The following is a 25,453-nucleotide window of genomic DNA, read 5'->3' as shown; positions in this document are numbered from 1 at the left end:
CGACAGCGATTCCGGTTTCGACGATCAGTGCGGCGAGCACCATGTGCTTCCTCCTCGGGTTCTCGGGCCGGCGGCGGAGCGTCCGGCTGAGCGGTTGTCCGGTGTCCGATCGGACCACCACAAGGCATATCGCCACGATGCGGGCCGGTATTTCGTCAGAAACCCACTGCCGAACGGTGATCTACGCCACGTCGCTGACCTGCGGAAACGGGGTCAGCGAGACGTGACGGTCGCCAGCGGAGTCGATGTGGGCCCGACCGCCGGAGAGGACGGACGCGCGGTGCTCGGCGTCGGCCTGCTCGTCGGGTGGATCGCGGACGGCGGCAGCAGGGTCGACCGCAGCGAACGCGGTGCCGTGCGGTCGGGCTCGGCCACCGGCGGCGCGACGGAGGTCGCCGGGACCTGCTCGGTGGGCTGCGCGGGGGAGGTGGTGCCGATCGTGGACAGTCCCGGGCCGGCGGGCTGGACGGGCTCGGGCGGGCCGACGCGGTGCCCGGCCAGGAAACCGGCCACCGCGAGGACCACCGCCGTCGCGGTCGACGTGCCGGCGACCGCCCAGCGCTTGCGTCGTCGCCGGACCCGGCCGCCTCGCTCGATCACGTCGGTCGCGTCGAGGCGCATCGGCGGCTGCGAGCCGCCGGCCGCGCCGGTCAGGAACGCGCGGACGTCGTCTTCGGGATCCATGTTCGTCACCTCCCCTCCGTGGTCGCGCTGAAGGTCAGCGCACCGTAGTGCGGGCCGAGCCGGTTGCGCAGCGTCGCCAGGCCCCGGGAGGCCTGGCTCTTCACCGTGCCGGTGCTGCAGCCGAGCGCCTGCGCCGTCTCTTCGACGCTCAGGTCCTCGAAGTACCGCAGCACCAGCACGGCGCGCTGCTTGGGTGCCAGGACGGCCAGCGCCTGCCGGACCAGCATGTCCTGGTCGCTCCCGGTGGCTTCCGCCGGAAGCTCCGGCGGCGTGTCGGTGAGCCGCTCCCGTTTCCACCTGCTGCGCCGGTGCTCGGCGAGGAACGTGCGCAGCACGACCTTGCGGGCGTAGGCGTCCAAGGCGTCGTGGCGCGACAGCCTCGGCCAGGCGAGGTAGAGCTTGAGCAGCGCGGCCTGCGTGAGGTCCTCGGCCTGGTGCCAGTCGCCGCAGAGCAGGAAGGCCGTGGACCGCAGGCTGTGCGCGCGCTCGCCGAAGTACCGGGCGAACTCGCCGTCCCACGGCGAGCCCGGCCCGGTCGACGGACGGGAGCGGGAGATCACCGGGCTACCCGTTACCGATCCGGCCAAAAGTAGGCCGGCCCGCGGACGGCAAGTAACTGGTGCTACCGGCCGATTCGGCCGTGGCTGTGGCCGGATTGGTAACCAGTGTCACAGTACCCCGATGGCCGGCAGGTGCAGGTCACCGGTCGGGCCGGCGGGCACGGCCCGCGGGACGCGCTGCGGCGCCTTCGTCGTCGCCCGCGGCGCGGGGACGGCGATCGGGGCGCGGGTGGGGGCCGGCGTCAGGGACGTGGCCGGGACGGGCGCGGTGGGCCGGGCGGTGGTCGGGGCGGACGGCGCCTGGTCGGCCAGGGCGATGCCACCGGTCAGGGCACCACCGGCGAGCACGAGCGCGCCGAGGGACAGGGCGATGCGGATGCGCAAGACAGCTCCTCTTCTCGCGGGCGCGCCCGGGATCGGCGCGCCTCTGCCGTTAGTCATGCGGCGGGCGATCACCGGGGTTGCATCGGATTCCGGCCGATCTTCAGGACGTTCGGAGCGGCCCGGGAGTTGCCGCCGGAACGACGAACGGCCGGGAAGCCCGCGTGGACTTCCCGGCCGCCCGGTCTTCATGGGTGGTCTCAGCCGGCGAGCGCCGACAGCTTCTGCCAGCTCGCCCAGTCGTACGTCCAGTCGCTGTAGTCGCCGTCCTTGGCGCTCAGCGTCTGCGTGCTGCCGGTGATCTCGACCGGGTCCCCGGTGAGCACGCCGTCGTAGTACTCCTCGGCCCGCGCCGGCGACAGGTTGAGGCAGCCGTGCGAGATGTTCTTCTTGCCCTGCGCCCAGACCGAGGCCGCAAGGCCGTGGATGAACTCGCCGTTGTTGGAGATCCGGACCGCCCACGGCACGATGACGTTCTCGTAGTGGTACTTCGGGTTGCTCATCGCGTACGTGGCCTGCTTGCCCATCACGACGTGCACGCCGCTGTGGGTGACGCGGCCCGGGTCGGAGTCGAGGCCGTAGCTCACCGGGTAGTCGGCGATCTGCTGGCCGTCGCGGATCACCTGCATCGTGTGCTGCTGGGTGTTGCCCTTGACGATCTGGGAGCGGCCGATGGTGAAGCTGGCCGAGACGTCCTGCTTGCCGTACACGCCTTCGCCGACCTTGACGCCGTAGATCTTGGCGTTGACCTTCACCGTGGTGCCCGGCTTGTAGTACTCCTTGGGCCGCCAGTGCACCGAAGTGTCGCCGTCGGTCCAGCCCCACGAGCCTTCGGTCTTCGGCGTGGTCTCGACCGACAGCGCCTTCTCGACGGACGCCTTGTCGGTGACGCGGCTCGGGAAGGACAGCGCGATCGGCATCGCGATGCCGTACGTCTGCCCGTCGCCGACGTTGAGGCTGGCCGACATCTGGCGCTTCGGCTTCACCGTGGTGAACGCGCCGCCGATGGCGACGTTCTTGCCGTCGGCGCCCTGCGCCTGGCCGGACCAGGTGTAGGTCTTGCCGTAGCCGAGCTGCTCGGTGGTGCTCCAGCTCTTCTTGTCCGCCGACGTCTGGCCCTGGACCTGCTTGCCGTCCGGGTTGGTCAGCGTGACCGAGACGATCGTGCCGCTGTCGACCTTGACCCCGACCGGTTCGCCGGGCGGCACGTCCTGCGCGCCGCCGGCCGGCGTCACCGTCAGCTTCGCGGGCTGCGCGGTGGGCGCGGGCGCGGAAGTCGGGCCCCCGCCCGAAGTTCCGCTCGCCGTCGCCGTCGGTTCGCTGCTGCACGCCCCCAGCGTGAGCACGGCGACCAAGCCCAGTGCCACAGCCGCGCCCCGGCGCCGCGTGGAAGTCCTCACCGTCAACACATTCCCCTTTGCCCCTGTGGTGCTTCCCCTCATCGAGACGTCCCGTGGACCTGCGGCGTTGAGCAAGATCGGCGTGACGAAGGTCACATCTGCTTGCTGTCGCCGGCTCACTGAGGGGGCACGGGCGACTCCGAGCCGTATCCGGTGATCACGGCGTCGCTGTGCTGCGCCAGACTAACCGGTGGGTCCGACAGAACCCGGCGGGAGCCCTACGACGTTCCGGTGACCTTGGCCCGGACCGGCATTTTTGGGCTCGATCACGGGGTTCAACTTTGGCCAGATCCCGGTAGTCTGCTCTCAGGCCGTCGTTTTGCGTGTTCGTGGCTTCACACTCGCGGAACTTCTGACGCGAGCCATGGAGCCGAACCGCTCTTGACTCGTCTCGTTGGAACCGCCCGGGACGGTCGGGGTGCCGCTTCGGTGGCATTCGAAGCGGATCTGTGTAACGAGGAGTACAGCGGTGGCGCAAGGCACTGTGAAGTGGTTCAACGCGGAGAAGGGCTTCGGCTTCATCGCGCAGGACGGCGGCGAAGGCGACGTGTTCGTGCACTACTCGGAGATCGAGGGCCGCGGCTTCCGCACCCTCGAGGAGAACCAGCGAGTGGAGTTCGAAGTCGGCCAGGGTCAGAAGGGCCCGCAGGCCCAGAAGGTCCGCGCGATCTGAGACAGGCCCTCTGCGCAACTCAAGGCCTGAGCGAAGGGCCCCCGGCGTTCATCCGCCGGGGGCCCTTTCTCGTGAGGACAAGAGGACGCGCGGATCAGCGTCGCCCGACGGCCGGCGCATCGAAGGCGTCGGCGGGAAAGTGGAACTCGTCGGTGAGGTCGGTCAGGTCGCCGAGGTCCCCGGCCTGCTGCCGCTGGTCCTGCAGCGACGAGGCCTGACCTTCCCAGTTGAGCCGCTCGAGGATCCACTCCTGAGCAAGCGCCTGGGGCGAGATGTCCCGATCGGCGGCGATGTCCTTCAGCTGCTGGTTGGCGATCAGGCTCATCCGCAGCTGGATGACCTGGGCTTCCCCGAACCGCTTGCCGGACCCGGTGCTCTCGTTGTCGGCATCGGGCGCCAGCGCGGCGAGGTAGGAGGTGAGTTCCTTGTCCTCGACGACACCATCATCCGCAGGCTTAGCGGCACCACGATGGCGTCCGGGGGACGCGGCTTTGAGGTTCGTCCGGCTGCTCAAGCGGCCAAGGGAGGGAAGAGGCACGAGGGCCACGATAACGGTTAGGTCTCACCCCGCAAACCACTGTGAGCCACAACACGCCAAGCGGTCGCCCCGATCAGCCCAACGGCACCCCGAACAGCCCAACCCAACCAAACGCAGAGCAACACCCCCCTAACCCACCGAGTCGATCACAAGCCAAGAGCGCCCGAAGCCAGCCACGCTAGAAGCCGCACCAAAGGCACCGTGGGGGAGTCGGGAGCAACACACCGAAACGAACTGGGGAACCCCCGCAGGCGGCCACACTGGAAGCCGCACCAGAGGCACCGTGGAGGAGTCGGGGGGCAACACACCGAAACGAACTGGGGAACCCCCGCAGGCAGCCACGCTGGAAGCCGCACGAGAGGCACCGTGGGGGGTCCGGGGGCTCGGCCCCCGGGCAATACAAGCGGAATGAACTGGGGGCAAGCGAAGCGCCCCCAGGAAATGGAGGACCCCCGCGCCAGGGGGAGGAACGCGGGGGTCGGAGGGGATCTCCACAGGCGCTGACCGGGGGTGTGTCAGCACTTCGATTGTTGCACGAGTTCCTCTCCTGGGCGAGTGGAGAGCGGGAAATTTCCCTGGTTGGTGTCACTTCCGTCCCAGGTGACCGTCGTTCGGGTGGTCCCCTTCTCCCTCTGTGCTGATTGCGCTGCGTTGAGCGGAGCGTGGCCTCAGGTTCACTCTCCGGGGGGCTGTGTGTGGCGGCCGGTGCTGGTTAGCCTCGCGGCCAAGCTGTTGTGAGCCGTATGGAGGGGCTATGAGCGGGTCTGTTGAAGTGCGGCAGTTCCTCCTTCGGTACGAAGGTGCCGATGGGGGGAGTGCTCCGTTCGCCGGGGGGTTGCCGGCGCAGCGGAGCGGGGCCGCGGACGCACAGCGGGTGTCGGACGATCAGGTGCGGCGGGCGCGGCTGGCGGTGGCGAACGGTGCGCTGGGGGTCGAGGACTGCGTGCAGTTGCTGGAGATGCTGGGCTTGAACCTGGACGAGGACGGGCAGGCGCCGGTTCAGCGCTGAGTGGGTGTTGGCCGGTGGGTCCGGTGTGCGGTGCGGGTGCCGCCGGGCCTGTTCCGGTGAGGTTCGTGCTGGTTGTCGCCGTTTCCGGCAAGTGATTCCCGAGGTTGTCACGGTTCCTTGACGCAAGTTTTGTAACAGTGTTACGGTTGCCGGGTCGAAAGGGGCGGACATGACGACGATCGAGGGCGCAGCGGGATCGGCCAACCGGATCCGGCCGGTGGTCCAGGTGCTGGGCGGTCGGTTCATGACGTCGCCGGAGCTGGCGGAGGTCGAAGCCGAGGTCGGGCTGCCGCCGCGTTCGCTGTATCTGCGCGGCCGGTCGGCGGTGCTCGGCGACGTCCCGCCGAAGGTGGCCGCGGAGCTGTTCGGGATCTTCCCGCACTGGTTGTTCGAGTTCGTCCTGCCGCCCGCGACGGCGGCGCTGGACGCACCCGCGTCCGTCCGTGCCTACGCGGAGTCATCGGCTCGGTGGTCCCGCGTCAGCCTTTCGGCCGTACCGGAGCCCGGCCGTCTGGCGGAGCTGCTGTTCCGCGTCGTCGACGCCGCGGACGCGAGCGGGCTGGCGTTGTTCGCGGGCTGGAAGAACGCGTCCCGGCCGTCCGGCGACGTCGAACGGCTCGGGTTTGCGCTGATGGTGTTCCGCGAGCTGCGCGGCGGCCTGCACTTCGCGGCACTGCGGGCACTGGGCCTGACGGTGCCGGAGGCGGTGATCGCGGACCCGGAGGGTGGCCGCGACCGGCTCCTGCGCACGGCGTGGCCCCCGGAAGCGGCCGACGAGCTGCTGGCGGCGGCTTCGCGCAAGCCGGATCTGCGCGACCGCTGGCAGCGCGCGGAGTCCTTGACGGACGACCGCGTCGACGAGGTTTTGGCGTCGGCACTGACTCCGCCGGAGCAGGACGAGCTCGAGCGTCGCCTGGCTGAGCTGTTTGCGCAGGTCGTGGCTTCGCCGAAGGCTTAAGGGAACCCCCGTGCAAAGCGGTGGTGGCGTGCCCTATGCTGGTAATCGCTCCCGGGGGGACCTGAGAGCGCGGTCGGTCGGTCACCCGAAACCGACCGGGCTCCCATCGTCCAGCGGCCTAGGACTCCGCCCTTTCAAGGCGGCAACGCGGGTTCGAATCCCGTTGGGAGTACGCAGTATCGTAGGAGAAGCAAGACTGTAGTAACGCAAGGCCCTGTGGCGCAGTTGGTTAGCGCGTCGCCCTGTCACGGCGAAGGTCGCGGGTTCGAGTCCCGTCAGGGTCGCAAGATCGTTCGGCTCCTTGCCGGCGTTCCCGGCCAGGTAGCTCAGTTGGTACGAGCGTCCGCCTGAAAAGCGGAAGGTCGCCGGTTCGACCCCGGCCCTGGCCACCGCAACGAGAACCGCCCCGAGAGCTCGGGGCGGTTTTTTCGTGTGCGGATTTTGACTGCCTGCCGCCGGTCGGTGCGGCAAGATCTCCCTCGTGACGCCGAACCCCTGGGACGCGGAAGCCGCGACCTTCGACGACGAACCCGATCACGGCCTCAAGGACCCCGCGGTCCGCGCCGCCTGGGCGGAACTCCTCCTCCCGCTCCTTCCCGAAGCCCCGGCGAAGGTCATCGACCTCGGGTGTGGGACCGGCAGCCTTTCCGTTCTGCTCGCCGAAGCCGGCCATGACGTCTGTGGGATCGACCTCTCGCACCGCATGCTCGACGTGGCGAGGGAGAAAGCCGCGCACCTGGACATCGACTTCCGGCAAGGCGACGCCGCCGATCCGCCCACCACGGAGACCTACGACGTCGTCCTGGTGCGGCACGTTCTCTGGGCCATGCCCGACCCGGGCGAAGCACTCGACAACTGGATCAAGCTCCTCAATCCTCGAGGACGGCTCATCCTCGTCGAGGGTCGCTGGTTCACCGGCGCCGGGCTCACCGCGGCCGACTGCCGGACGCTCGTCGAAGCGCGCCGGGGAGAAGCGCGAGTCCGCGTGCTTGACGATCCCGCCTTGTGGGGCAAGGCAATCGACGACGAGCGGTACCTCGTCCTCAGTCGACACTAGGCCGAACGAGTGAACCGGGATCTCGTGTGTCCGGTCCGGAACGGCGGCGCCGACCACCCGGCGAACGGCAGCCCACCCGGGGCCGCCACCCAGCGCGGGGAGCCGACGTGCGCTACCTCCTTACCCTCCACATGAACCCGACCCTCTGGGCGACCCTCACCGACGACCAGAAGAACGGCGTCTTCGAAGGCCACGGCACGTTCATCAAGCTCGTCACCGAGTCCGGCGAAATGGTCGAGACCAAGGCGCTCGCCGAGCCGTCCGACACGAAGACCGTCCGCGTCAAGGGTGGCGCGAAGCAGGTCCAGGACGGCGCCTTCATCGAGTCCGAAGCCTTCTTCTGCGGCTACTACGTCGTCGACGTCGAGACCGAGGAGCGTGCCGTCGAGCTCGCCGCGATGATTCCCGACGCGCAGTACACCGCCGTCGAGGTGCGGAAGATCGTCCACGAAGGTTGACCTCCAGCGAGGTCGAGGGTGCACGCTTGAACCCATGACCAGCGAGTGGGGCACCGACGCCGTCGACCTGGACGCCTACCTGACCAGGATCGGGCAGCCACGACGCCCGCCGTCCGAAGAGGCGCTCAAGGACCTCGTGCGCGCGCACGTCCAGGCCATCCCGTTCGAGAACGTCGACGTCGTTCTCCAGCAGCACCAGGGGATTTCGCTCGACGTCGTGAGCGCGAAGCTCGTCGGACGGCGGCGGGGCGGCTACTGCTACGAGCAGAGTGGCCTCTTCGCCGCCGTCCTCGAACGGCTCGGCTACACCGTCCACCGGCTCGCCGCGCGCGTCCAGCCGCGGCGGCCGGGGCCCTTCACGCACATGACGCTCGTCGTCGAGGTCGACGGCCGGATGTTCCACGCCGACGTCGGGTTCGGCGCCGGGATCCTGGCGCCGATGCCGCTGGTCGACGGCCAGGAGACCGACCAGGCCGGCTGGCCGCACCGGCTGACCGAGCACGACGGCTGGTGGACGCTCGAGAAGGGCGACGAAGACCTGCTCGACTTCCGGCTCGACGGCATGCACCCCATCGACTACGAGGTCTACCACCACTACACCTCGACGCACCCGAAGTCGCCGTTCACCGGGCGGCTGGTGATCATGACGCTCGAACCGGGCGTCAGCCGCAAGCTGCTCGGCCGCGAGCTGACCGTCGAAAAGCCCGACGGCACCAGCGAAACCAGCACCGTCGCGCCCGAAGAACTCGACGCGACCCTCAAGGACTTCGGCATCGAGCTGACCCCGGACGAGCTGGACCGCCTCAAAGCCGTCTACTGACCGAACAACTCGGCCGCCGGCACCGGACGGCCGAGGTGGTAACCCTGCGCCTGGTCGCACCCCAGCGACCGGAGCAGGTCCACCTGCTCCGCGGACTCGACGCCCTCGGCGATCACCGTCAGGTCGACGGCGTGGGCCATCGCGATGATGCTCGTGACGATCGCCGCGGCGTCGCGGGACTCGGCGATGCCGGTGATGAACGAACGGTCGATCTTGAGTGTGTCCAGCGTCAGCCGGCGCAGCTGGGCGAGCGACGAATACCCCGTGCCGAAGTCGTCGATCGCCAGCAGCACGCCCAGAGAACGCAGCGAGGCCAGCACTTCCGCGGCCGCTTCCTGGTCGCGCATCAACGCGCTTTCGGTGACCTCCAGGCACAGTGCGCCGGCCGGCAGCCCGGTGTTGGCCAGCGCGTCCTGTACCGCGGGCACCAGGTGCGGGTCGTCGAGCTGGCGGGTGGAGAGGTTGACCTTCAGCGTCAGGTCCAGGCCGTGGTCACGGCGTCGCGCGGCCAGCTCGCGGGTGGACGCGCGGAGCATCTCCTTGCCGATCACGTTGATCAGGTCGCTCTCCTCGGCCAGCGGGATGAACTCCGCGGGGGAGATCGCGCCGTGGCGGGGGTGCGTCCAGCGCAGCAGCGCCTCGACCGCGACCATTTCGCCGGTCCGCAGGTCGACGACCGGCTGGTAGGCCGGCCAGAGCTGGCCGTCGTGCACCGCGTCGCGCAGGTCCTGCTCCATCCGCAGCCGGTGCTGCATCCGCTCGCGCAGGCCGACGTCGAAGAAGTGGTGACGGCCGCGCCCGAGGGTCTTGGCCTGGTACATCGCGACGTCCGCGTCGCGCAGCAGGTCTTCGGCGCTGCGGCGGTCGGCGTTGCCGACGAGCACGACGCCGATGCTGGCGTCGAGGTGCAGCTGACGGCCGAGCACGCCGATCGGCTCGGCCAGCGCGGCCCGCAGGTGCTCGGCCAGCGCGCGGACCTCGCCGGGTTCGGTGACCTCGCCGGTGACGACGACGAACTCGTCGCCGCCGAGCCGCCCGACCAGGTCGTCGCGGCCGGAGCAGCGGCGCAGGCGCTCGCCGACGATCCGCAGCACCTGGTCGCCGACGGAGTGCCCGAGCGAGTCGTTGATGACCTTGAACTTGTCCAGGTCGAGGAACAGCACGGTGACCGCACCGCGTTCGCGGGCGTCGAGCCGGTCGAGCACCAGGGTCCGGTTGGCGAGCCGGGTCAGCGGGTCGTGGGTCGCGTCGTGCGCGAGCTGCGCGCTGATCGCACGGCTCTCGGTGATGTCGGTGAACGACGTGACGACGGCCAGCGCCGCCGGGTCGTCCGGGTTGAGCAGCCGCGAGGTCAGCGACACCCAGACGTCGCGGCCGTCGGGCCGGCGCAGGCGCACGACCAGGCCGTTGTGGGAGACGCCGGTCCGGCGCGTCTGCACCGACGGCGTCTCGTCGGGCGGGATCCAGTGCCCGGACTCGGTGAACAGCACCAACGTGTGGCACGGCACGCCGATCAGCTCGGCTTCGGCGACGCCCAGGATGCGGCAGGCCGCCGGGTTCGCCGCCTCGATGAGCCCGCCCGGGCCCGTCACCAGCACCCCTTCGTCGAGCGACGCGACGACCGTGCGGTAGTTCTGCTCGGCCCGCCGCCGCGCGGTTTCGTCCGCGCAGACGAGCACGTACCCGTCGTTCATCTCAGCTGCCGAAACGCGGATCGCCAGGGGAGCGCCGTCCCGCCGCCGGTGCACCGCTTCGGTGACGCCGCCGCCGCGCAGGTCGAGCGGCGCGCCGACCAGCTCGCTCGCCCGCCGTCCGACGGCTTCGGCCGCGGTCCAGCCGTACACCGCTTCGGCGGCGGGGTTCCAGCTGGTCACGACGCCTTCGCCGGTGGTCGCGATCAAGGCGTCGCTGACGTGCGACACCAGCGCGGCCTGGTACCGCAGGGCGTCGGCGGCCGCCTTCTTCGCCGTGATGTCCCGCATGACGACCTGGTAGGCGAGCCGGCCGGCGAGGCGCACCGACACCGTCTCGACGGCGAACTTGCTCCCGTCCAGCCGGGACATCAGCGCTTCGACGGGCTCGCTCGCCTGCCCCGGTTCGGTCAGCAGCGCGAGCTTCCCGACGACCGCGGCGCGCGAGTCCTCGGCGACGAAGTCGGTGAACCGGCGGCCGACGACCTCGGCCGCGGACCGCGCGGCGAACGTCTCCAGGGCCGCGCGGTTGGCATAGGTCAGGACGCCGTTCTCGTGGACGCAGATCGCGTCCGGACTCAGCTCGACCAGCTCGGCGAGGGAGTCAGCCTCCATGAGCGTCCGTCCCCCATGCTTCGCGGCTGTGGCCCGTCGATTACACCACCGACCCGGGCGCCTGCCTACCCGCAGGAATCGGGGCCCGGCCTGCGGATGGGCCGCGCAGCCACGGTCCCCAGAACAGCAGCCCGAAGTGCGCGGCGAACGCGTGGCCGAGCAGCGTGACGACCGAGTCGAGGCTCATCGGGTCGTCGCTGAGCCAGATCACCGTGATGAACGCCTCCATCACGGCCAGCGCGACGAGCCGCGCGCGGCCGCCGAGCAGGAAGACGAGCGCGCCGGCGGTGGTGAAGAAGCCGTAGCTGACGCCGATGTCGAGCCAGTGCCCGGCCGAGTTCGGCAGGACGTGGGCGCTGATCAGGGACATCACCGGCAGTTCGGTGACGAGCGTGGCCAGCACGTGGCCGGAGAAGAACACGGTCGCCGCGCGGCGGGCGCCGAAGCGGCGTTCCAGCGGCGCGACGGCGATCGCGAAGATCACGACGTAGGCCAGCCAGCCTTCGTCGGAGAGCCAGAGCGCGCTGGTCAGCAGCGAGGTCAGCGGCCGCCGCCACAGGTTGTGGGCGTCGGTGCTGGACAGCTGGAGCAGCCGCGCGGTCAGCTCCGCGTCGGCGAACTTGAGCAGCAGCGTCGTGCCGAGCAGGAGGACGAGGTAGCCGAAGGTGAACGGAGTCGTCTTCGGGTTCGGGACCGCCTTGGCGAACGTCGACAGGCTGCGACGCGAAACGGCGATCCGGGGGACCGGCCGATCGGCTTTCAGCAGCATGGTTCGAGCTTCGACGGTCATGCTGGGAGTCTCCCGAACCGCAGCTGTGAATCCGCTGTGGAATGTCACCGACGGTCAGATCGAACGTTACGTGACGAATTTTTGCCGATACCTCACCCGTTCGGGTGCTTTGTGCGGTAAGAATACGATCACGATGTCGGCCGAAAGGCCCTCTCGGGAAGGTCTGTCGGGGTGAACGACGAGGTATCGGTCGCCGAGCTGCTCGTGCGCGAGGGCTGGGGCGAACGTTCGGGTCCGGGCCAGTCGCGCTGGCGCGTGCTCGCCGTGATGCTGGCCGTCGTCATCGGCTGCGGAGCCGCGGCGGTGCTGGTCGGCCTCGGCGGCAAGGGCACCCAGGACGCGTCCCCGGTCGACCAGATCCAGCTCATCCCGTTCCCCCAGCGCACCACCGGGCTGGGCGGCGCCGACCAGGCCACGGACTCGCCGCCGGACGGCGGCACCGGCGGCGGCGACGTCGTCCCCGGCGTCGGCGTGCCCCGCGAGACCGTCACGGAGGTGCCGGGTCGGCCGCCGGTCTCCGAGAGCCGCACCGATACGGCGACGCCGACCACCACGCCGACCAGTGGCGACCCGGGCGGCTCGGTCACCCCGACCACGCCGACCCAGCCGACCCACGGTCGCACCCCGACACCCACGCCGACGCCGACGCCGACCAGGACGACGGTCTGCGTGCTCGTCATCTGCTGGTGATCAGGCGAGCTTCTCCGCGACGTCGCTGAAGTCCGGGCGCTCGCTCACGGCGCTTCCAGCAGATCCGGCTCCGAACGCCGGCCGAGGTGGTTGAACAGCAGGTTCAGTGCGAACGCCAGGACCGCCGCCACCGTGATCGAGCTGCCGCAGATCGTCTGCAGCCAGGCCGGGAAGTGCTTGAAGAAGTCCGGCGCGAATGCCGGCAGCAGGCCGACGCCGAGGGCGACCGCGACGACGAAGGTGTTGTGGTTGCCGGAAAACTCCACCGTGCGCAGGTTCTGCGCGCCGACCGCGGCGACCATCGCGAACATCACCACCGCGACGCCGCCGATCACCGGTTCCGGGATGGCCGCGATGAACGCGCCGATCTTCGGCACCAGGCCCATCAGCACCAGGATCCCGCCGGTCACCGCGACCACCCAGCGGCTGCGCACGCCGGTCATCCGCACCAGGCCGACGTTCTGCGCGAACGCCGTGTCGGGGAAGGAGTTCAGCACGCCGCCGAGGACCGCCGAGACGCCGTCGGTGGCCAGGCCGCGCGCGAGGTCGGCGTCGGTCGGCGGACGCCCGGTGATCTCGCCGACGGCGATCATGTCCGCGGTCGACTCGGTGAACGTCACGAGCATGACCACGCACATCGAGAGGATCGCGGCGACCGGGAAGGTCGGCGCGCCGAAGTGGAACGGCGACGCGAGCCCGAACCAGCTCGCCGCGCCGAGGCTGTCCCAGTGCACGAGGCCCATCGGGATCGCGATCACCAGGCCGATCGCGAGCGCGAGCAGCGGCCCGACCTGGTTGGCGAACCCGCGCAGCACGCGGGTGAACAGGATGAGCAGCGCGAGCACGGCGAACGCCAGCCCGATGTGCGACGGCGCCGCGTAGTCCGCGGCCGTGGGGTCGTGGCCGGCGATCAGCTGCGCGCCCGGGCCGAGCAGCGAGACGCCGATGACGAGCAGCAGCGTCCCGGTGACCAGCGGCGGGAAGAACCGGATCAGCTTCGCGAACGGCCTCGCGATGAGCAGCCCGAACACGCCGGAGACCAGCATCGCGCCGTAGACCGCGGGCAGGCCGTACTGCGACGCGATGAGGATCATCGGGTTGACGACGGTGAACGTCGCGCCCGCGACCACGGGCAGCCGGATGCCGAGGATCCGGCCGATGCCGACCGCCTGGATCAGCGTGGCGATGCCCGCCACGAGCAGGTCGGCGTTGACCAGCAGCCCGATCGACGCCGGGTCGAGCTTGAGCGCGCTGCCGACGATCAGCGGCACCGCGACCGAGCCGGCGTACATGATCGACATGTGCTGCAGGCCGAGCAGCGCGAGCCGCCCGGCGGGCAGGCCCTGGTCGACCGGGTGCACCGCGGGTTCCGTCATGGTCAAGCCCCTTCCGCCGCACCCAGCCAACGCATCGGGCGTGACGGTAGCAAGTCCCGCACGTCATGATCTTGTTTCCGGGGGCGGCGCGACGGCCGGGAATGTGTGACCATCGGTGCATGACTTCGGGCGGTATTTCCCAGGTGGGCCCGCCGTTTCGCGCCGATCACGTCGGGAGCCTCCTGCGGCCCCCGGTGCTGCGCGACGCGCGACGGCGGCGCGAAAGCGGCGAGATCGGCGTGGAGCAGCTCCGCGCGGTCGAGGACGACGCGATCCGCGACGTCATCAAGATGCAGAAGGTGGCCGGGCTGAGCTCGGCCACCGACGGCGAGTTCCGGCGCGCGTCGTGGCACATGGACTTCATCTACGCGCTCGGCGGCGTCTCCAAGAGCGACGAGCGGCTGCACGTCAAGTTCCACAACCTGGCGGGCGACCTCGAGTTCAGCCCGCCGGGCCTGCAGGTCGACGGCAAGGTGCGGCTCGACGAGCCGATCTTCGCCGACCACTTCCGGTTCCTGCAGTCCCATGTGGACCCCGGCGTGACGCCGAAGCTGACCATCCCGTCGCCGAGCATGGTCTACTACCGCGGCGGCCGGGCGGCGGTCAGCGAGAGCGTCTACCCGGACCTCGAGGAGTTCTACGCCGACCTGAGCGAGGCGTACCAAGCGCAGGTCGCGGCGATGGCCGGCCTCGGCTGCCGGTACCTGCAGCTCGACGACACCAGCCTCGCCTACCTCAACGACCCGGCGCAGCGGGAGCTCGTCGCACGGATGGGCGGCGACCCGGACACCCAGCACCTGCGCAACATCGCAACGCTGAACGCGGCGCTGGCGGGCCGTCCCGAGGGCCTGGCGGTGACGACCCACCTGTGCCGCGGCAACTTCCGGTCGTCGTGGGTCGCTTCGGGGAGCTACGAATTCGTCGCCGAAGCGCTGTTCGGTGAGCTGGCCGTCGACGGCTTCTTCCTCGAGTTCGACGACGAACGCTCCGGCGGCTTCGAGCCGCTGCGGTTCGTGCCGAAGGACAAGAAGGTCGTCCTCGGCCTGGTGACGACGAAGCGGCCGGAGCTGGAGGACCCCGACGTCCTGGTGCGGCGGATCGACGAGGCGTCGCGGTACGTCGACCTCGACCAGCTCTGCCTTTCGCCGCAGTGCGGGTTCTCCTCGACCGAGGAAGGCAACGACCTCACGCCGGACGACCAGCTGCGGAAGCTGGAGCTGATCGTGGCGACGGCCGACCGCGTCTGGGGCGGCCACTGATGATCACGTGCGTCGTCGACTACGTCATCGACCCGGCCAAGCTCACCGACTTCGAACGCTTCGCCGCCGCGTGGATGCGGTTGGTGCAGCGGGAAGGCGGCATCCACCACGGCTACTTCCTGCCGTCGGAGGGCGCGAGCGACGAAGCCCGGGCGCTGTTCAGCTTCGAGAGCTTCGCCGCGTACGAGCGCTATCGGACGCTGTTCGGCGTCGACCCGGACTTCATCGAGGCCGACAAGATCCGTGAGGAAAGCGGGTGCGTGGTCCGGTACCGGCGGTCGTTCATGCGCCCGCTCCTGCCGGACGACGACCTCTGACGCGCGACACAGCGCGAAGCGGTGGCCCGCTGGTCCTCCGGTGACTCGACGGCTCGAGCCTCTTGTGATCGGATGGCAGGCATGGGTGCACAGAACACGGTTCTCGTCGTCGGGGCGGGGCAGAGCGGGTTCCAGGCCGTGGCGTCGCTGCGGGACCGCGGCTTCGCCGGCCGGGTCGTGCTGGTCGGGGACGAGCCGGGCGTGCCGTACCAGCGGCCGCCGTTGTCGAAGGCCTACCTGGCCGGGACCGCCGGGCTCGAGCAGCTGCACCTGCGCGGCGAGGACTTCTTCGCCGAGAAGGACATCGAGCTGGTCGCCGGCCCGGTCGCCGCGATCGACCGGTCCGCGTCGGAAGTACGCCTCGAAGACGGCACCGACCTGGCCTACGACCACCTGATCCTCGCCACCGGCGCGCGCAACCGGACGCTGCCCGTCCCCGGCGCGGACCTGCCGGGCGTGCTGACCCTGCGCACCCGAGACGACGCCGACAAGCTGCGCGAGTCCCTCGTGCACGCCGAGCACGTCGTCGTGGTCGGCGGTGGGTTCATCGGCCTCGAGTTCGCCTCGCACGCCGGCCGCCCGGTGACGATCGTCGAGGCGCAGGACCGGCTGCTCAACCGCGTCGCGACGCCAGAGATCTCCGCCTACTTCGCCGCACTGCACCGCGAAGCCGGGCACACGGTCCTGCTCGGCCAGGGCGTCTCCGCGCTGCACGGCGACGAGCGGGTCCGCGACGTCGAGCTGTCCGACGGGACCCGGCTGCCCGCCGACCTGGTCGTCGTCGCCGTCGGCGTCGTGCCCGAGACGACGCTCGCCGCCGAAGCCGGCCTCCCCGTGGACAACGGCGTCGTCGTCGACGCCCACCTGCGGACGTCGGATCCGAAGGTCTTCGCGATCGGCGACTGCGCGAACTTCCCGTGCGTGCAGGCGGGCGCCGCGACCCGGCTGGAGTCCGTGCAGAACGCCGTCGACCAGGCCCGCTGCGTGGCCGCGGCGATCACCGGCGCGCCCGAGCCGTACGCGAGCCTGCCGTGGTTCTGGACCGACCAGTCCGGCGCGAAGCTGCAGATCGCCGGAATCCTCTCGGGCGCCGACCGGACAGTCGTCGCCGGTGACCAGGCCGGGGGCAAGTTCTCGGTGCTGTCCTTCCGCGACGACGTCCTCATCGCGGTCGAGTCGGTGAACCGGCCGGCCGACCACATCGCCGCGCGGCGCCTGTTCACCGCGGACCCGCACCCGGCGTACGCCGACCTCGAAGCGAGCGCGTTCGACCTCAAGGCGCACCTGAAGACGCGAGCGGCGTGATGCGCACCCAGGTCGCGGTGATCGGCGCCGGCCCGGCCGGGCTGCTGCTGTCGTTCCTCCTGCACGAAGCCGGGATCGACTGCGTGGTGCTGGAAGCCCGCGACCGGGAGTACGTCCGCAAGCGCGTCCGGGCCGGGGTGTGCGAGCAGCCGACCGTCGAGCTGCTGACGTCGCTGGGGCTCGGCGAGCGGCTGGCGGCCGAGGGAATGCCGCACGAGGGTCTGTCGCTGCGGTTCGACCGTGCGGACCACCGGATCGCGCTGACCGAGCTGACCGGTCGCGCGATCACCGTGTACGGGCAGCAGGAGATCGTCAAGGACCTGATCGACGCGCACGAGGCGCGCGGGTGGCCGATCTCCTTCGAGGTGTCGGACGTTGAACTGTCCGATGTGGACACCGAACGGCCGGTCGTCCGCTACCGCGACGGCGAAGGCGTCGCGCAGACCATCGCCTGCGACGCCGTAGCGGGCTGCGACGGCTTCCACGGCATCGCACGTCCGTCCATTTCGGACAGTCTGACGACCTACGAACGCGAGTACCCCTTCGCGTGGCTGGGCGTCCTGGCGCAGACGCCGCCGTCGCACCACGAGCTGATCTACGTCCACCACGAACGCGGGTTCGCGCTGCACAGCATGCGGACGCCGGAGATCACGCGGCTCTACCTCCAGGTCGACCCGGCCGAGTCCCTCGAGGCCTGGTCCGACGACCGGATCTGGGCCGAGCTGACGGCCCGCCTCGAGGTCGAGGGCGACTTCACCCTCCGCGAAGGCCCGATCCTCGACAAGGGCATCACGCCGATGCGCAGCTTCGTCGCGGAACCGCTGCGCCACGGCCGCCTGTTCCTGGCCGGCGACGCGGCGCACATCGTCCCGCCGACGGGCGCGAAGGGCATGAACCTGGCCATCGCGGACGTGCGGGTGTTGTCCCGGGCGCTGGAGGCGTTGCTGCGCGGCGACGAGTCGCTCGCCGCGGCCTACTCGGACACGTGCCTGCGGCGGGTGTGGCGGGCGGAGCACTTCTCGTGGTTCATGACGACGATGCTGCACGTCGACCCGCACGCGGACGGCTTCGCGCGGCAGCTGCAGCTGTCGCAATTGCGCTACACGACGTCGTCGAGGGCGGCGGCGACCAGTCTGGCCGAGAACTACGTCGGGCTGCCGTTCGCCTGAGGTCGTCAACCCGCGGTTGACGCAGAGACCGCGTCAACCTACAGTTGACGGCATGACCGAACCCACTCAGATCAAGCTCGACGACCTCATCAGCGCGATCAAGAGCAACAACGAGAAGGACGCCCTCGCCCAGCTGACCGACGCCGTTTACGTGGGTCAGCACCTCGGCGAGGTCGCCGACCACCTGATCGGCCACTTCGTCGACCAGGCCCGGCGGTCCGGGGCGTCCTGGACCGACATCGGCGCCAGCATGGGCGTGACCAAGCAGGCAGCGCAGAAGCGGTTCGTGCCGAAGGTCGACCCGGGCGGCGATCCCACCGGGACGATCGAGCGCGTCTACGGCCGCTACACCGACCGGGCGCGGCACGTCGTCGTCGAGGCCCAGAAGGCGGCCGTCGACCACGGCAGCCCGTACATCGACACCGTGCACATCGTGCTGGGCCTGCTCACCGAGCCGGCGGCCCTCGCGGCGGGGGCGATCATCGCCCAGGGCGTGCAACTCGACGCCGTCCGCGAAGCCGCCGAGGCGCGGCTGCCCGAGGCGGTCGTGCCCACGCCGAACCCGATGCCGTTCTCCGGGGCGGCCAAGAAGACCCTCGAGCTGACCCTGCGCGAGGGCTTGCGGCTGGGGCACAACTACATCGGCACCGAGCACATCCTGCTGGCCCTGCTGGAACAGCGCGAAGGCGCCGGCTTCGAGGTGCTCGACGGTCTCGGGATCACGAAGGAGGAGGCCGAGCGGAAGATCCTGGCGGTGCTGGAAGAGATCCTCGCCGCGCGGGGATGAGACCGCTCCTGCTGGCCGCGGTGCTCGCGATCGTCCTCGTGACGGTGCTCTGACCGGGCGGGACCAGGGGGTCTTCCCGGAAACGCGAACGGGCCCTCCCGGCGGAGGGCCCGTTCGTCGTCGTCAGGCAGAGGCTTCCGGACGGCCGTCCTCGGCCCAGGCCGTGTGGAACGAGCCGTCGCGGTCGACGCGGCGGTACGTGTGCGCGCCGAAGAAGTCACGCTGGCCCTGGACCAGCGCCGCCGGGAGGCGGTCGGCGCGGAGGCCGTCGTAGTACGCCAGCGCCGTCGAGAAGCCCGGCGTGGGAATCCCGAGCTGCACCGCCGTCGAGATCACCGACCGCCACGAGTCCTGCGCGTCCTCGACCGCCTTGCGGAAGCCGCCCGACGTCAGCAGCGTCGGCAGCTCCGGCTCGTCGGCGTAGGCCGCGGTGATGTCGTTGAGGAACTTCGCGCGGATGATGCAGCCACCGCGCCAGATCGAGGCGACCTTGCCGAGGTCGATGTCCCAGCCGTACTCCGTCGCGCCGGCCTGGATCTGGTTGAAGCCCTGCGCGTACGCGACGACCTTCGACGCGTACAGCGCCTGCTCGACGTCGTCCGCGAAGCGCTCCAGCGAAGAGCCCGACAGCGGCTTCGCCGACGGACCGCCGAGCCCGCGAGCCGCCGCGCGCAGCGAAGTCGAGCCGGACAGCGAACGCGCGAAGACGGCTTCGGCGATGCCCGAGATCGGGACACCCAGGTCGAGGCCGATCTGCACGGTCCAGCGCCCGGTGCCCTTCTGCTCGGCGGCGTCCGCGACGACGTCGACGAACGGCTTCCCGGACGAGGAGTCGACGTGCGCCAGCACCTCGGCGGTGATCTCGATCAGGTAGGAGTCGAGCCGCCCGGTGTTCCACGTGCGGAAGACGTCGGCGATCTCGGCGGGGGAGTAGCCGCCCGCGTGCCGCAGCAGGTCGAACGACTCCGCGATCAGCTGCATGTCGGCGTACTCGATGCCGTTGTGCACCATCTTGACGAAGTGGCCGGCGCCGTCCGCGCCGATGTGCGTGCAGCACGGCTCGCCGTCGACCTTCGCCGAGATGTCCTCGAACAGCGGGCCGAGCGACTCGTACGACTCCTTCGAGCCGCCGGGCATGATGCTCGGCCCGTGCAGCGCGCCCTCCTCACCGCCGGAGACGCCGCTGCCGACGAAGTGCAGCCCACGCTCGCGCAGCGCCTTCTCGCGGCGGCGCGTGTCGGCGAAGTGCGCGTTGCCGGCGTCGATGATCACGTCGCCCTCTTCGAGCAGCGGCGCGAACTCCTCGATGACGGCGTCCGTCGGGCCGCCCGCCTTGACCATGATCACGACCTGGCGGGGGCGCTCCAGCGCGTCGACGAACGCCTGCGCGGAGTACGCGGGGATGAAGTCGCCCTCGTCGCCGAACTGGTCCACCAGCGCGCGGGTCCGCTCCTCGGACCGGTTGTGCAGGGCCACCGTGTGCCCGTGCCGGGCCAGGTTGCGGGCCAGGTTGCGGCCCATGACCGCCAGGCCGGTGACCCCGATGCTCGCCTTCTTGCTCATCCGAATCCTTCCGAAGACTCTCTCGATTCAGACCCTAGTCCGATCGACGCCTCAAGGGAGGGCACGGAGGAGCAGCTCACTCAGTTCAGGAGAAGCAGCGGATCGGGCCGCGGTTGATCGCGACCATGTCCGTGACGGCCGCGACGAGGTCGATCTGCGCACCCCACTCGGCGCCGTCGAGTTCGGCATACGCCCGGTGCAGGTTGCCGGGCAGCCGTTCCTGCTCGCTCAGCGACGCGAACTCGCCCAGGTCCGTCTCCTTGGCCAGCTCCAGCGGCGACAACCCGGCGGCCTTCCCGCGTTCGGCCGTCTGCTGGACGAAAGCCAGGTACCGGTCGACGGTGTCCACGACGGAGAGGTCGCACGGGCCGCCGTGCCCGGAGAGGATCACGTCCGGCTCCAGCTCACGGATGACGTCGAGGCCCTTGCGCCAGCCGGCCACCGAGCCCATCAGCGCGAACGGGCTGCCGCCGTTGAACACCAGGTCACCGGCGTAGAGCACGCGCTGTTCCGGCAGCCAGACCAGGACGTCGTTGGTGGTGTGCGCCGCGTGGCCGGGGTGGATCAGCTCGAGGGTGACGTCGCCGGCGTGCACGGTCAGCCGGTCGTCGAACACGACCTCCGGCGGCCGGGACTCGAGCTCGCCCCAGTCGCTGCCGACGAAGATGCCCTCGAACGTCTGGATGCCCTCGGCGACCATCAGCTCCCGCGTCTTGCGGTGGCCGAGCACGGCCGCGCCGGTCACCAGGTAGTTGCCGTTGGTGTGGTCGCCGTGGTGGTGGGTGTTCACCAGTGTCGTCACCGGGCTGCCGGTGGTGGCTTCGACCGTCTCGAGCAGCGCGCGCGTGCGGCGCTCGGTCGAGCACGTGTCGATGAGCACGGTGTGGTCGCCGGCGTCGACGAACCCGCAGTTGTTGATGTACCAGGAGCCGTCCGGCTGGACGTAGCCGTGGACCCGGTCGGCCAGGCGGGTGACGGTGGCGGCGGCGGGAGAACGATCGGTCACCGGCCCAGTCTGCCCGAGACCGGGCTCCGCCGGTTGGCGGAATAATTCGGAATTTCACTGGTCCAGGCGAGTGATAGCGCAGGTGACTGGCATTCTGCGACGTTTCCTGGAACGCTGCGCGATGTCATCATCGAGATCCGCAAGGTGAAGCACTAACCTGGGTGGGTTCGATAGTTCGCGTGCGACGGCGGCCGGCGGCCGCCGTCGCTTGTAGTGGTCCGGGAGAGCAGGGCGATGGCCAGCACCGTCACCTCGCGCCGGAAGCAGCTCGGGAACGAGCTCCGGCATGCCCGCACCGCGGCGCGGATGACACAGCAGCAGGTCGCCGAGGTCCTCGGCTGCACCCAGGGCAAGGTCAACAAGATCGAGTCCGGTGCCGTCGGGGTCAAGCTCGGGGATGTGCGATCCATGCTGAACGCGTTCGGGATCAACGGCGAAGAAGCCGACACGCTGATGAACCTCGCGCGGGCCGCCGCCGGGCAGCGCGGCCACTGGTCGGGCTACCGCTCGGTGGTGCCGCACTGGTTCCGCACCTTCACCGACCTGGAGCCCGCGGCCGCGGAGATCCTCACCTGGCACGGCGAGCGCATCCCGGGCCCGCTGCAGTCCGAGCACTACATGCTCAAGCAGTTCACCGAGGCCGGCGCGACGGACGTGACGTCGCTGGTGCGCAACCGGCTCGACCGCAAGGCCGTGTTCGAGCAGCAGCAGCCGCCGTACTACCGGTTCATCATCAGCGAGGGCGCGCTGCGCCGAGCGCCCGGCGGGTACGCGCCCGCCGTGATGCTGGACCAGGTCGAGCACCTGCTCTCGCTCGAGAAGCACCCGCGCGTCTACGTGCACGTGCTGCCGTTCGGGGCGCGGCTGGCCGCGGTGCCCAACGACTTCACGATCATGCGCTTCCCGGACCGCACCCGGGACTTCGTCTACATCGAGCACTCCGCCGGCGGCCTGTACCTCGACGACGTCAAGGACTTCAACATCTTCGTCGACTCGTGGGACCGGCTGCGTGGAGCGGCGCTGGAGCGGCAGGAGACCCGCCAGTTCCTCAAGGAGCTTGCGGAGGGTTACCGCGGCCAGATGCAGCAGCTCCAATAGGGCGAACGGCGGCGTCAACTGTCGAGGGCGGTGAACAACTTTCGGTAGAGTGCTCCTGTTGCGCCCGATTCCACCGGAAGTGCCGCTCGAAGGGGACATCGTGGACCCCGACTTCCTCCCCGAAGCCGTCGATCTCGACCGGCCGAACGTGGCGAGGATCTACGACTGGGCGCTCGGCGGCACCGCGAACTGGGCGATCGACCGGCAGTACGGCGAGCTGGCCGTGAAAGCGTTTCCGCTGGCGAAGACCCTGGCGCGCAGCAACCGCGACTTCCTCGGCCGGGCCGTCCGCTACTGCGTCGCCGAGGGCATCACGCAGTTCCTCGACCTCGGCTCCGGCATCCCGACCGCCGGCAACGTCCACGAGGTGGCCGACGAGTACGCCGACGACAGCCGCTGCGTCTACGTCGACAACGAGCCGGTGGCCGTCGCGCACGGCCGGATCCTGCTCGACGAGGAGGGCGACCCCGAACGCCACGCCGTCCTGCACGCCGACCTGCGCGACGCCGGGGAGGTCTGGGAGGCCGCGCTGGCCACCGGCGTCCTCGACCCCGACCGGCCGATCTGCCTGCTCAGCGTGGCCGTGCTGCACTTCCTGCCGGACGTCACGGGCGTGCGCGAAGCCATCCGCGACTACCGGACGCTGCTGGCGCCGGGATCGGCGTACGTCCTCTCGCACGCGACCGAGTCCGGCGTCGAAGGCGACGAGCTGGTGCAGATCCGGCGGCTGGTGAAGCTGTCCGAGCAGTCGAGCTCGCCCGCGGTTTCCCGGTCGCTCGACGGGATCGCCGCGTTCTTCGGTAACTTCGAGGTGGTCGAGCCGGGAATCGTGCCTGTGGGAAAGTGGCGTCCTGAGCCCGGCGCCGCCACGGTCCCCCTCGCGAGCGTGGTCGGCGGTGTCGGCCGCAAGCCTGGAGGAAGCGCATGACCACGCAGGACCCCGAAGCCCCCGAAGGCGTCGACCTCGAACGGCCGAACGCGGCCCGCATCTACGACTGGTTCCTCGGCGGCGACGCCAACTGGGCCATCGACCGCCAGTTCGGCGAGCAGGCGGTCAGGACGTTCCCGATGATCAAGATGGTCGCCCGCGTCGGCCGCGACTTCCTCGGCCGCGGCGTCCGGTACCTCGGGCGCAACGGCATCGACCAGTTCCTCGACCTCGGGTCGGGCGTGCCGACGGTCGGGAACGTCCACGAGGTCGCGGCCGAGGTGAACCCGAACGCGCGGTGCGTGTACGTCGACAACGAGCCGGTCGCGGTGGCCCACTCGCAGATCCTGCTGGAGCGCGAAGGCGTCGCGGACCGGCACGCGGTGCTGCAGGGCGACCTGCGCGACCCGGCCGACATCTGGAAGCGCGCGCTCGACACGGGCGTCCTCGACCCGAACCGCCCGATCGGCCTGATCATGGTCGGCGTCCTGTACTTCCTCGGCGCGGACGAGCCGGTGGCCCAGACCATTCAGAAGTACCTGTCGCTGCTGCCGTCCGGCTCGTACTTCCTGTCCTCGCACCTGACGAGCGACGGCCTCGAGGGCATGGCCGACTCCGAGAGCCGCGAGTCGATCATGGCGCAGTACAACAAGTCCAGCACGCCGCTGCACCTGCGCAGCAGGGCGGAGTTCACGACGTTCTTCGAGGGCCTGGAGCTCGTCGAGCCGGGCATCGTCTACCTGCCGGAGTGGCACCCGGAGGAGATGGAGTCCAAGGCGACGAAGAAGCTCGCGAACGACCCCGCGTTCGTCGGGCACATCTGCGGCCTCGGCCGCAAACCGTGACGGCGGCGGCCTACGACGCCCTCGCCGTCCGGTACGCCGAGTTCTCCCTCGGGATCTGGGACTCCTCGGCGCTGGATCGCGCGGCCTGGGCGGCGTTCGCGGACTGCGTCCGCGGCGCCGGGCCGGTGGCCGACCTCGGCTGCGGGCCCGGCCACGTCACGGCGCACCTGCGCGACCTCGGCCTGGACGTGTTCGGCGTCGACCTCACCCCGGCGATGGTCGAGCTGGCCCGCGCGCACGCGCCGGACTTGCGCTTCGAAGTCGGGTCGATGGCCGCGCTGGACATCCCCGACGCTTCCCTGGCGGGGATCCTGTCGTGGTACTCGGTGATCCACACGCCGCCGGCGGAGATTCCGAGCTACTTCGCCGAATTCACCCGGACGTTGGCGCCCGGCGGTCACGTTCTGTTGGGGTGCTTCGAATCCGAGGGTGGTGCGGTGACGCCGTTCGACCACGCGGTCACGACGGCGTACCGCTGGCCGCTCGGCGAGCTGGCGGCCTTGGCACGTGCCGCGGGACTGACCGAGGTCGGCCGGATCCACCGCGAGCCGGGCGAGCAGGAGCGCTTCGGCCACGGCGCGCTCCTGCTGCGGAAACCGTAGCCACGAACGGCGAGAGCCCCGGTCCCATCAGGGAACCGGGGCTCTTGGTGGTGGTACGGCAGTTCAGGTGTTCAGACGCGCGAACCGATCCGCCCGCGCAGCAGCGGAGTCAGGTCGATCGACGCCTCCAGCGGCCGGGTCGTCCGGACGCCGTCGGAGTAGCGCCGCAGCGGGAGGTCCTGGTCCGTGGCCCACGTCGTGGTCTTGCGCAGCGGCGCCTGGATCAGGCTGAAACCGAAGCGGTTCCTCAGTTCGTTGCCGATTCCGCGGCGGCCACGGGGCTCTTCCTCCTCGCGGCGGAAGAGCGAGTTCAGCCGGACGGCCATCGTCTACACCCCCAGCTCTCGTCGCGGTGACCGGGTACGTTCGCCGCCGGTCAGTCCGAGACAGGGTTCACACGGCATGCCGGCCCCGGGGACCAGCCATTCCACGTCACGGCGGGAAAGCGTTTCCCCGCACTTGGTTCGGACCAGCCCCGAAAGCCCAGCGTTGTCCTGCGTGGCTCCGCCCCGGCCGGGGGCTTCGCCACCCGGAACCCCCGAAAGCCCAGCCGTGCTGCGGGCGGCGTCCAGTCCGAAGACGTGCACCACCCGGCGGGCCTCGCCTGCGGTTCCCCTGGCGAGCCTGCCCACGACGAGCACACTCGGTGGCGCGCTGTCCTCGACGATCACGCTGATCCTCCCCCATGAGGTCCTGCTGTGGTGGTTGGTCGTCAGCCTGTGGCCTGCGGCGTCCGCGGACCGCCCGTCGCATGAAGGCAGTCATTCACCGACACCAACGCCCCGGCCGATGCGATTAATCCTACTCCTGGAATAATCTTCATGTCGAGGCCGGACCTAGTTGATCACCCGCTTGGCCGTGCGGCGTACTCCAT

Annotated in this window: 27 protein-coding genes and 3 tRNA genes; 19 read left to right on the top strand and 11 right to left on the bottom strand. The window is 70.2% G+C overall.

Annotation, left to right across the window (positions count from 1 at the left end; genetic code table 11):
• Nucleotides 1–213: 213 nt before the first annotated feature.
• The 4 genes from OG738_RS09225 to OG738_RS09210 form a co-directional block, all read right to left on the bottom strand.
• Nucleotides 214–684: a hypothetical protein gene (locus OG738_RS09225; protein ID WP_329052858.1), complete on the bottom strand. Its 471-nt coding sequence runs from the start codon at nt 682–684 to the stop codon at nt 214–216.
• Nucleotides 685–689: 5 nt separating this feature from the next.
• Nucleotides 690–1,244 carry a SigE family RNA polymerase sigma factor gene (locus tag OG738_RS09220; protein ID WP_329052857.1) on the bottom strand — a complete coding sequence of 185 codons (555 nt, stop codon included), beginning with the start codon at nt 1,242–1,244 and terminating at the stop codon, nt 690–692.
• Nucleotides 1,245–1,352: 108 nt separating this feature from the next.
• Nucleotides 1,353–1,628 carry a hypothetical protein gene (locus OG738_RS09215; RefSeq protein ID WP_329052855.1) on the bottom strand — a complete coding sequence of 92 codons (276 nt, stop codon included), beginning with the start codon at nt 1,626–1,628 and terminating at the stop codon, nt 1,353–1,355.
• Between the two features lie 197 nt (nt 1,629–1,825).
• Entirely contained in the window at nt 1,826–3,067 is a 1,242-nt protein-coding gene (locus tag OG738_RS09210; protein ID WP_329052853.1) for a L,D-transpeptidase, read from the bottom strand.
• A gap of 427 nt (nt 3,068–3,494) precedes the next feature.
• On the opposite strand from OG738_RS09210, the gene OG738_RS09205 reads away from it, so the two are divergent.
• A complete protein-coding gene (locus tag OG738_RS09205; RefSeq protein ID WP_003097368.1) occupies nt 3,495–3,698 on the top strand; it encodes a cold-shock protein in 204 nt (67 codons plus the stop codon).
• 94 nt (nt 3,699–3,792) lie between these two features.
• Here the strand turns inward: OG738_RS09205 and OG738_RS09200 are convergent, their stop codons facing one another.
• Nucleotides 3,793–4,236 (bottom strand): hypothetical protein, encoded by a 444-nt coding sequence (locus OG738_RS09200; RefSeq protein ID WP_329052851.1) that lies wholly within the window; start codon nt 4,234–4,236, stop codon nt 3,793–3,795.
• Nucleotides 4,237–4,990: 754 nt separating this feature from the next.
• Here OG738_RS09200 and OG738_RS09195 point away from each other — a divergent pair.
• The 8 genes from OG738_RS09195 to OG738_RS09160 all read left to right on the top strand — a co-directional run bounded on the left by OG738_RS09195 (nt 4,991) and on the right by OG738_RS09160 (nt 8,538).
• A complete protein-coding gene (locus tag OG738_RS09195) occupies nt 4,991–5,245 on the top strand; it encodes a hypothetical protein (protein WP_086683067.1) in 255 nt (84 codons plus the stop codon).
• A 169-nt stretch (nt 5,246–5,414) separates the two neighbouring features.
• The gene (locus OG738_RS09190) at nt 5,415–6,203 is read left to right on the top strand and encodes an SCO6745 family protein (RefSeq protein WP_329052850.1); all 789 of its coding nucleotides are present in this window, start codon (nt 5,415–5,417) and stop codon (nt 6,201–6,203) included.
• A gap of 99 nt (nt 6,204–6,302) precedes the next feature.
• Nucleotides 6,303–6,375: transfer RNA gene (locus OG738_RS09185), tRNA-Glu, on the top strand.
• A 38-nt stretch (nt 6,376–6,413) separates the two neighbouring features.
• A tRNA-Asp gene (locus OG738_RS09180) sits at nt 6,414–6,487 on the top strand.
• Nucleotides 6,488–6,518: 31 nt separating this feature from the next.
• Nucleotides 6,519–6,592, top strand: a tRNA-Phe gene (locus OG738_RS09175).
• A gap of 92 nt (nt 6,593–6,684) precedes the next feature.
• Entirely contained in the window at nt 6,685–7,260 is a 576-nt protein-coding gene (locus tag OG738_RS09170; protein WP_329052849.1) for a class I SAM-dependent methyltransferase, read from the top strand.
• A 107-nt stretch (nt 7,261–7,367) separates the two neighbouring features.
• Entirely contained in the window at nt 7,368–7,718 is a 351-nt protein-coding gene (locus OG738_RS09165) for a YciI family protein (protein ID WP_329052847.1), read from the top strand.
• 34 nt (nt 7,719–7,752) lie between these two features.
• Nucleotides 7,753–8,538, top strand: coding sequence for an arylamine N-acetyltransferase family protein (locus OG738_RS09160; protein WP_329052845.1), 786 nt, complete (start codon nt 7,753–7,755; stop codon nt 8,536–8,538).
• Here OG738_RS09160 and OG738_RS09155 read toward each other — a convergent pair.
• Both OG738_RS09155 and OG738_RS09150 read right to left on the bottom strand, forming a co-directional pair.
• A complete protein-coding gene (locus tag OG738_RS09155; protein WP_329052844.1) occupies nt 8,532–10,844 on the bottom strand; it encodes a sensor domain-containing protein in 2,313 nt (770 codons plus the stop codon). The genes OG738_RS09160 and OG738_RS09155 overlap by 7 nt on opposite strands.
• A 40-nt stretch (nt 10,845–10,884) precedes the next feature.
• On the bottom strand, nt 10,885–11,634 hold the full coding sequence (locus OG738_RS09150) for a rhomboid-like protein (protein WP_329052843.1): 750 nt from the start codon (nt 11,632–11,634) through the stop codon (nt 10,885–10,887).
• A gap of 171 nt (nt 11,635–11,805) precedes the next feature.
• On the opposite strand from OG738_RS09150, the gene OG738_RS09145 reads away from it, so the two are divergent.
• Complete coding sequence (locus tag OG738_RS09145) at nt 11,806–12,324, top strand: hypothetical protein (RefSeq protein ID WP_329052842.1); 519 nt, start codon at nt 11,806–11,808, stop codon at nt 12,322–12,324.
• Nucleotides 12,325–12,368: 44 nt separating this feature from the next.
• Here OG738_RS09145 and OG738_RS09140 read toward each other — a convergent pair whose 3' ends face one another.
• Nucleotides 12,369–13,700: a nucleobase:cation symporter-2 family protein gene (locus OG738_RS09140; protein ID WP_329052841.1), complete on the bottom strand. Its 1,332-nt coding sequence runs from the start codon at nt 13,698–13,700 to the stop codon at nt 12,369–12,371.
• A 119-nt stretch (nt 13,701–13,819) separates the two neighbouring features.
• Between OG738_RS09140 and OG738_RS09135 the strand changes: the two genes are divergently transcribed.
• The 5 genes from OG738_RS09135 (at nt 13,820) to OG738_RS09115 (ending at nt 18,537) form a co-directional block, all read left to right on the top strand.
• The gene (locus OG738_RS09135; protein ID WP_329052839.1) at nt 13,820–14,959 is read left to right on the top strand and encodes a 5-methyltetrahydropteroyltriglutamate--homocysteine S-methyltransferase; all 1,140 of its coding nucleotides are present in this window, start codon (nt 13,820–13,822) and stop codon (nt 14,957–14,959) included.
• Nucleotides 14,959–15,276 carry an NIPSNAP family protein gene (locus tag OG738_RS09130; RefSeq protein ID WP_329052838.1) on the top strand — a complete coding sequence of 106 codons (318 nt, stop codon included), beginning with the start codon at nt 14,959–14,961 and terminating at the stop codon, nt 15,274–15,276. The genes OG738_RS09135 and OG738_RS09130 overlap by 1 nt, the downstream gene beginning before the upstream one ends.
• A gap of 81 nt (nt 15,277–15,357) precedes the next feature.
• Nucleotides 15,358–16,581: an NAD(P)/FAD-dependent oxidoreductase gene (locus tag OG738_RS09125; RefSeq protein ID WP_329052837.1), complete on the top strand. Its 1,224-nt coding sequence runs from the start codon at nt 15,358–15,360 to the stop codon at nt 16,579–16,581.
• Nucleotides 16,581–17,750, top strand: a complete 1,170-nt coding sequence (locus OG738_RS09120; protein WP_442875874.1) for a 4-hydroxybenzoate 3-monooxygenase — start codon at nt 16,581–16,583, stop codon at nt 17,748–17,750. Before OG738_RS09125 ends, OG738_RS09120 begins: the two co-directional genes overlap by 1 nt.
• Nucleotides 17,751–17,802: 52 nt before the next feature.
• Nucleotides 17,803–18,537 carry a Clp protease N-terminal domain-containing protein gene (locus tag OG738_RS09115; RefSeq protein WP_329052834.1) on the top strand — a complete coding sequence of 245 codons (735 nt, stop codon included), beginning with the start codon at nt 17,803–17,805 and terminating at the stop codon, nt 18,535–18,537.
• A gap of 123 nt (nt 18,538–18,660) precedes the next feature.
• Here OG738_RS09115 and gndA read toward each other — a convergent pair whose 3' ends face one another.
• Nucleotides 18,661–20,100, bottom strand: a complete 1,440-nt coding sequence (gndA, locus tag OG738_RS09110; protein WP_329052832.1) for an NADP-dependent phosphogluconate dehydrogenase — start codon at nt 20,098–20,100, stop codon at nt 18,661–18,663.
• Between the two features lie 85 nt (nt 20,101–20,185).
• Nucleotides 20,186–21,106, bottom strand: coding sequence for an MBL fold metallo-hydrolase (locus OG738_RS09105; RefSeq protein WP_329052830.1), 921 nt, complete (start codon nt 21,104–21,106; stop codon nt 20,186–20,188).
• Nucleotides 21,107–21,340: 234 nt separating this feature from the next.
• Here OG738_RS09105 and OG738_RS09100 point away from each other — a divergent pair, with 234 nt between their 5' ends.
• The 4 genes from OG738_RS09100 (at nt 21,341) to OG738_RS09085 (ending at nt 24,579) form a co-directional block, all read left to right on the top strand.
• Nucleotides 21,341–22,204, top strand: coding sequence for a helix-turn-helix domain-containing protein (locus OG738_RS09100; RefSeq protein WP_329052829.1), 864 nt, complete (start codon nt 21,341–21,343; stop codon nt 22,202–22,204).
• Between the two features lie 100 nt (nt 22,205–22,304).
• Nucleotides 22,305–23,132 carry an SAM-dependent methyltransferase gene (locus OG738_RS09095; RefSeq protein ID WP_329056615.1) on the top strand — a complete coding sequence of 276 codons (828 nt, stop codon included), beginning with the start codon at nt 22,305–22,307 and terminating at the stop codon, nt 23,130–23,132.
• The gene (locus tag OG738_RS09090; protein ID WP_329052827.1) at nt 23,129–23,977 is read left to right on the top strand and encodes an SAM-dependent methyltransferase; all 849 of its coding nucleotides are present in this window, start codon (nt 23,129–23,131) and stop codon (nt 23,975–23,977) included. Before OG738_RS09095 ends, OG738_RS09090 begins: the two co-directional genes overlap by 4 nt.
• Nucleotides 23,974–24,579, top strand: coding sequence for a class I SAM-dependent methyltransferase (locus OG738_RS09085; protein ID WP_329052826.1), 606 nt, complete (start codon nt 23,974–23,976; stop codon nt 24,577–24,579). The genes OG738_RS09090 and OG738_RS09085 overlap by 4 nt, the downstream gene beginning before the upstream one ends.
• Nucleotides 24,580–24,650: 71 nt before the next feature.
• Here OG738_RS09085 and OG738_RS09080 read toward each other — a convergent pair whose 3' ends face one another.
• The gene (locus tag OG738_RS09080; RefSeq protein WP_329052824.1) at nt 24,651–24,905 is read right to left on the bottom strand and encodes a hypothetical protein; all 255 of its coding nucleotides are present in this window, start codon (nt 24,903–24,905) and stop codon (nt 24,651–24,653) included.
• Between the last annotated feature and the right edge of the window lie 548 nt (nt 24,906–25,453).

The organism is Amycolatopsis sp. NBC_01488, assembly GCF_036227105.1.
GTDB lineage: Bacteria > Actinomycetota > Actinomycetes > Mycobacteriales > Pseudonocardiaceae > Amycolatopsis.
The sequence above is the reverse complement of the archived record's forward strand: the minus strand, read 5'-3'. Positions and strand labels throughout refer to the sequence as shown.

Coding starts and splice junctions, on each gene's coding strand:
- OG738_RS09225 (WP_329052858.1), bottom strand. CDS start 684: ATGGATCCCGAAGACGACGTCCGCGCGTTCCTGACCGGCGCGGCCGGC.
- OG738_RS09210 (WP_329052853.1), bottom strand. CDS start 3,067: ATGAGGGGAAGCACCACAGGGGCAAAGGGGAATGTGTTGACGGTGAGG.
- OG738_RS09195 (WP_086683067.1), top strand. CDS start 4,991: ATGAGCGGGTCTGTTGAAGTGCGGCAGTTCCTCCTTCGGTACGAAGGT.
- OG738_RS09190 (WP_329052850.1), top strand. CDS start 5,415: ATGACGACGATCGAGGGCGCAGCGGGATCGGCCAACCGGATCCGGCCG.
- OG738_RS09160 (WP_329052845.1), top strand. CDS start 7,753: ATGACCAGCGAGTGGGGCACCGACGCCGTCGACCTGGACGCCTACCTG.
- OG738_RS09155 (WP_329052844.1), bottom strand. CDS start 10,844: ATGGAGGCTGACTCCCTCGCCGAGCTGGTCGAGCTGAGTCCGGACGCG.
- OG738_RS09150 (WP_329052843.1), bottom strand. CDS start 11,634: ATGACCGTCGAAGCTCGAACCATGCTGCTGAAAGCCGATCGGCCGGTC.
- OG738_RS09140 (WP_329052841.1), bottom strand. CDS start 13,700: ATGACGGAACCCGCGGTGCACCCGGTCGACCAGGGCCTGCCCGCCGGG.
- OG738_RS09135 (WP_329052839.1), top strand. CDS start 13,820: ATGACTTCGGGCGGTATTTCCCAGGTGGGCCCGCCGTTTCGCGCCGAT.
- OG738_RS09130 (WP_329052838.1), top strand. CDS start 14,959: ATGATCACGTGCGTCGTCGACTACGTCATCGACCCGGCCAAGCTCACC.
- OG738_RS09125 (WP_329052837.1), top strand. CDS start 15,358: ATGGGTGCACAGAACACGGTTCTCGTCGTCGGGGCGGGGCAGAGCGGG.
- OG738_RS09120 (WP_442875874.1), top strand. CDS start 16,581: ATGCGCACCCAGGTCGCGGTGATCGGCGCCGGCCCGGCCGGGCTGCTG.
- OG738_RS09115 (WP_329052834.1), top strand. CDS start 17,803: ATGACCGAACCCACTCAGATCAAGCTCGACGACCTCATCAGCGCGATC.
- gndA (WP_329052832.1), bottom strand. CDS start 20,100: ATGAGCAAGAAGGCGAGCATCGGGGTCACCGGCCTGGCGGTCATGGGC.
- OG738_RS09100 (WP_329052829.1), top strand. CDS start 21,341: ATGGCCAGCACCGTCACCTCGCGCCGGAAGCAGCTCGGGAACGAGCTC.
- OG738_RS09090 (WP_329052827.1), top strand. CDS start 23,129: ATGACCACGCAGGACCCCGAAGCCCCCGAAGGCGTCGACCTCGAACGG.
- OG738_RS09080 (WP_329052824.1), bottom strand. CDS start 24,905: ATGGCCGTCCGGCTGAACTCGCTCTTCCGCCGCGAGGAGGAAGAGCCC.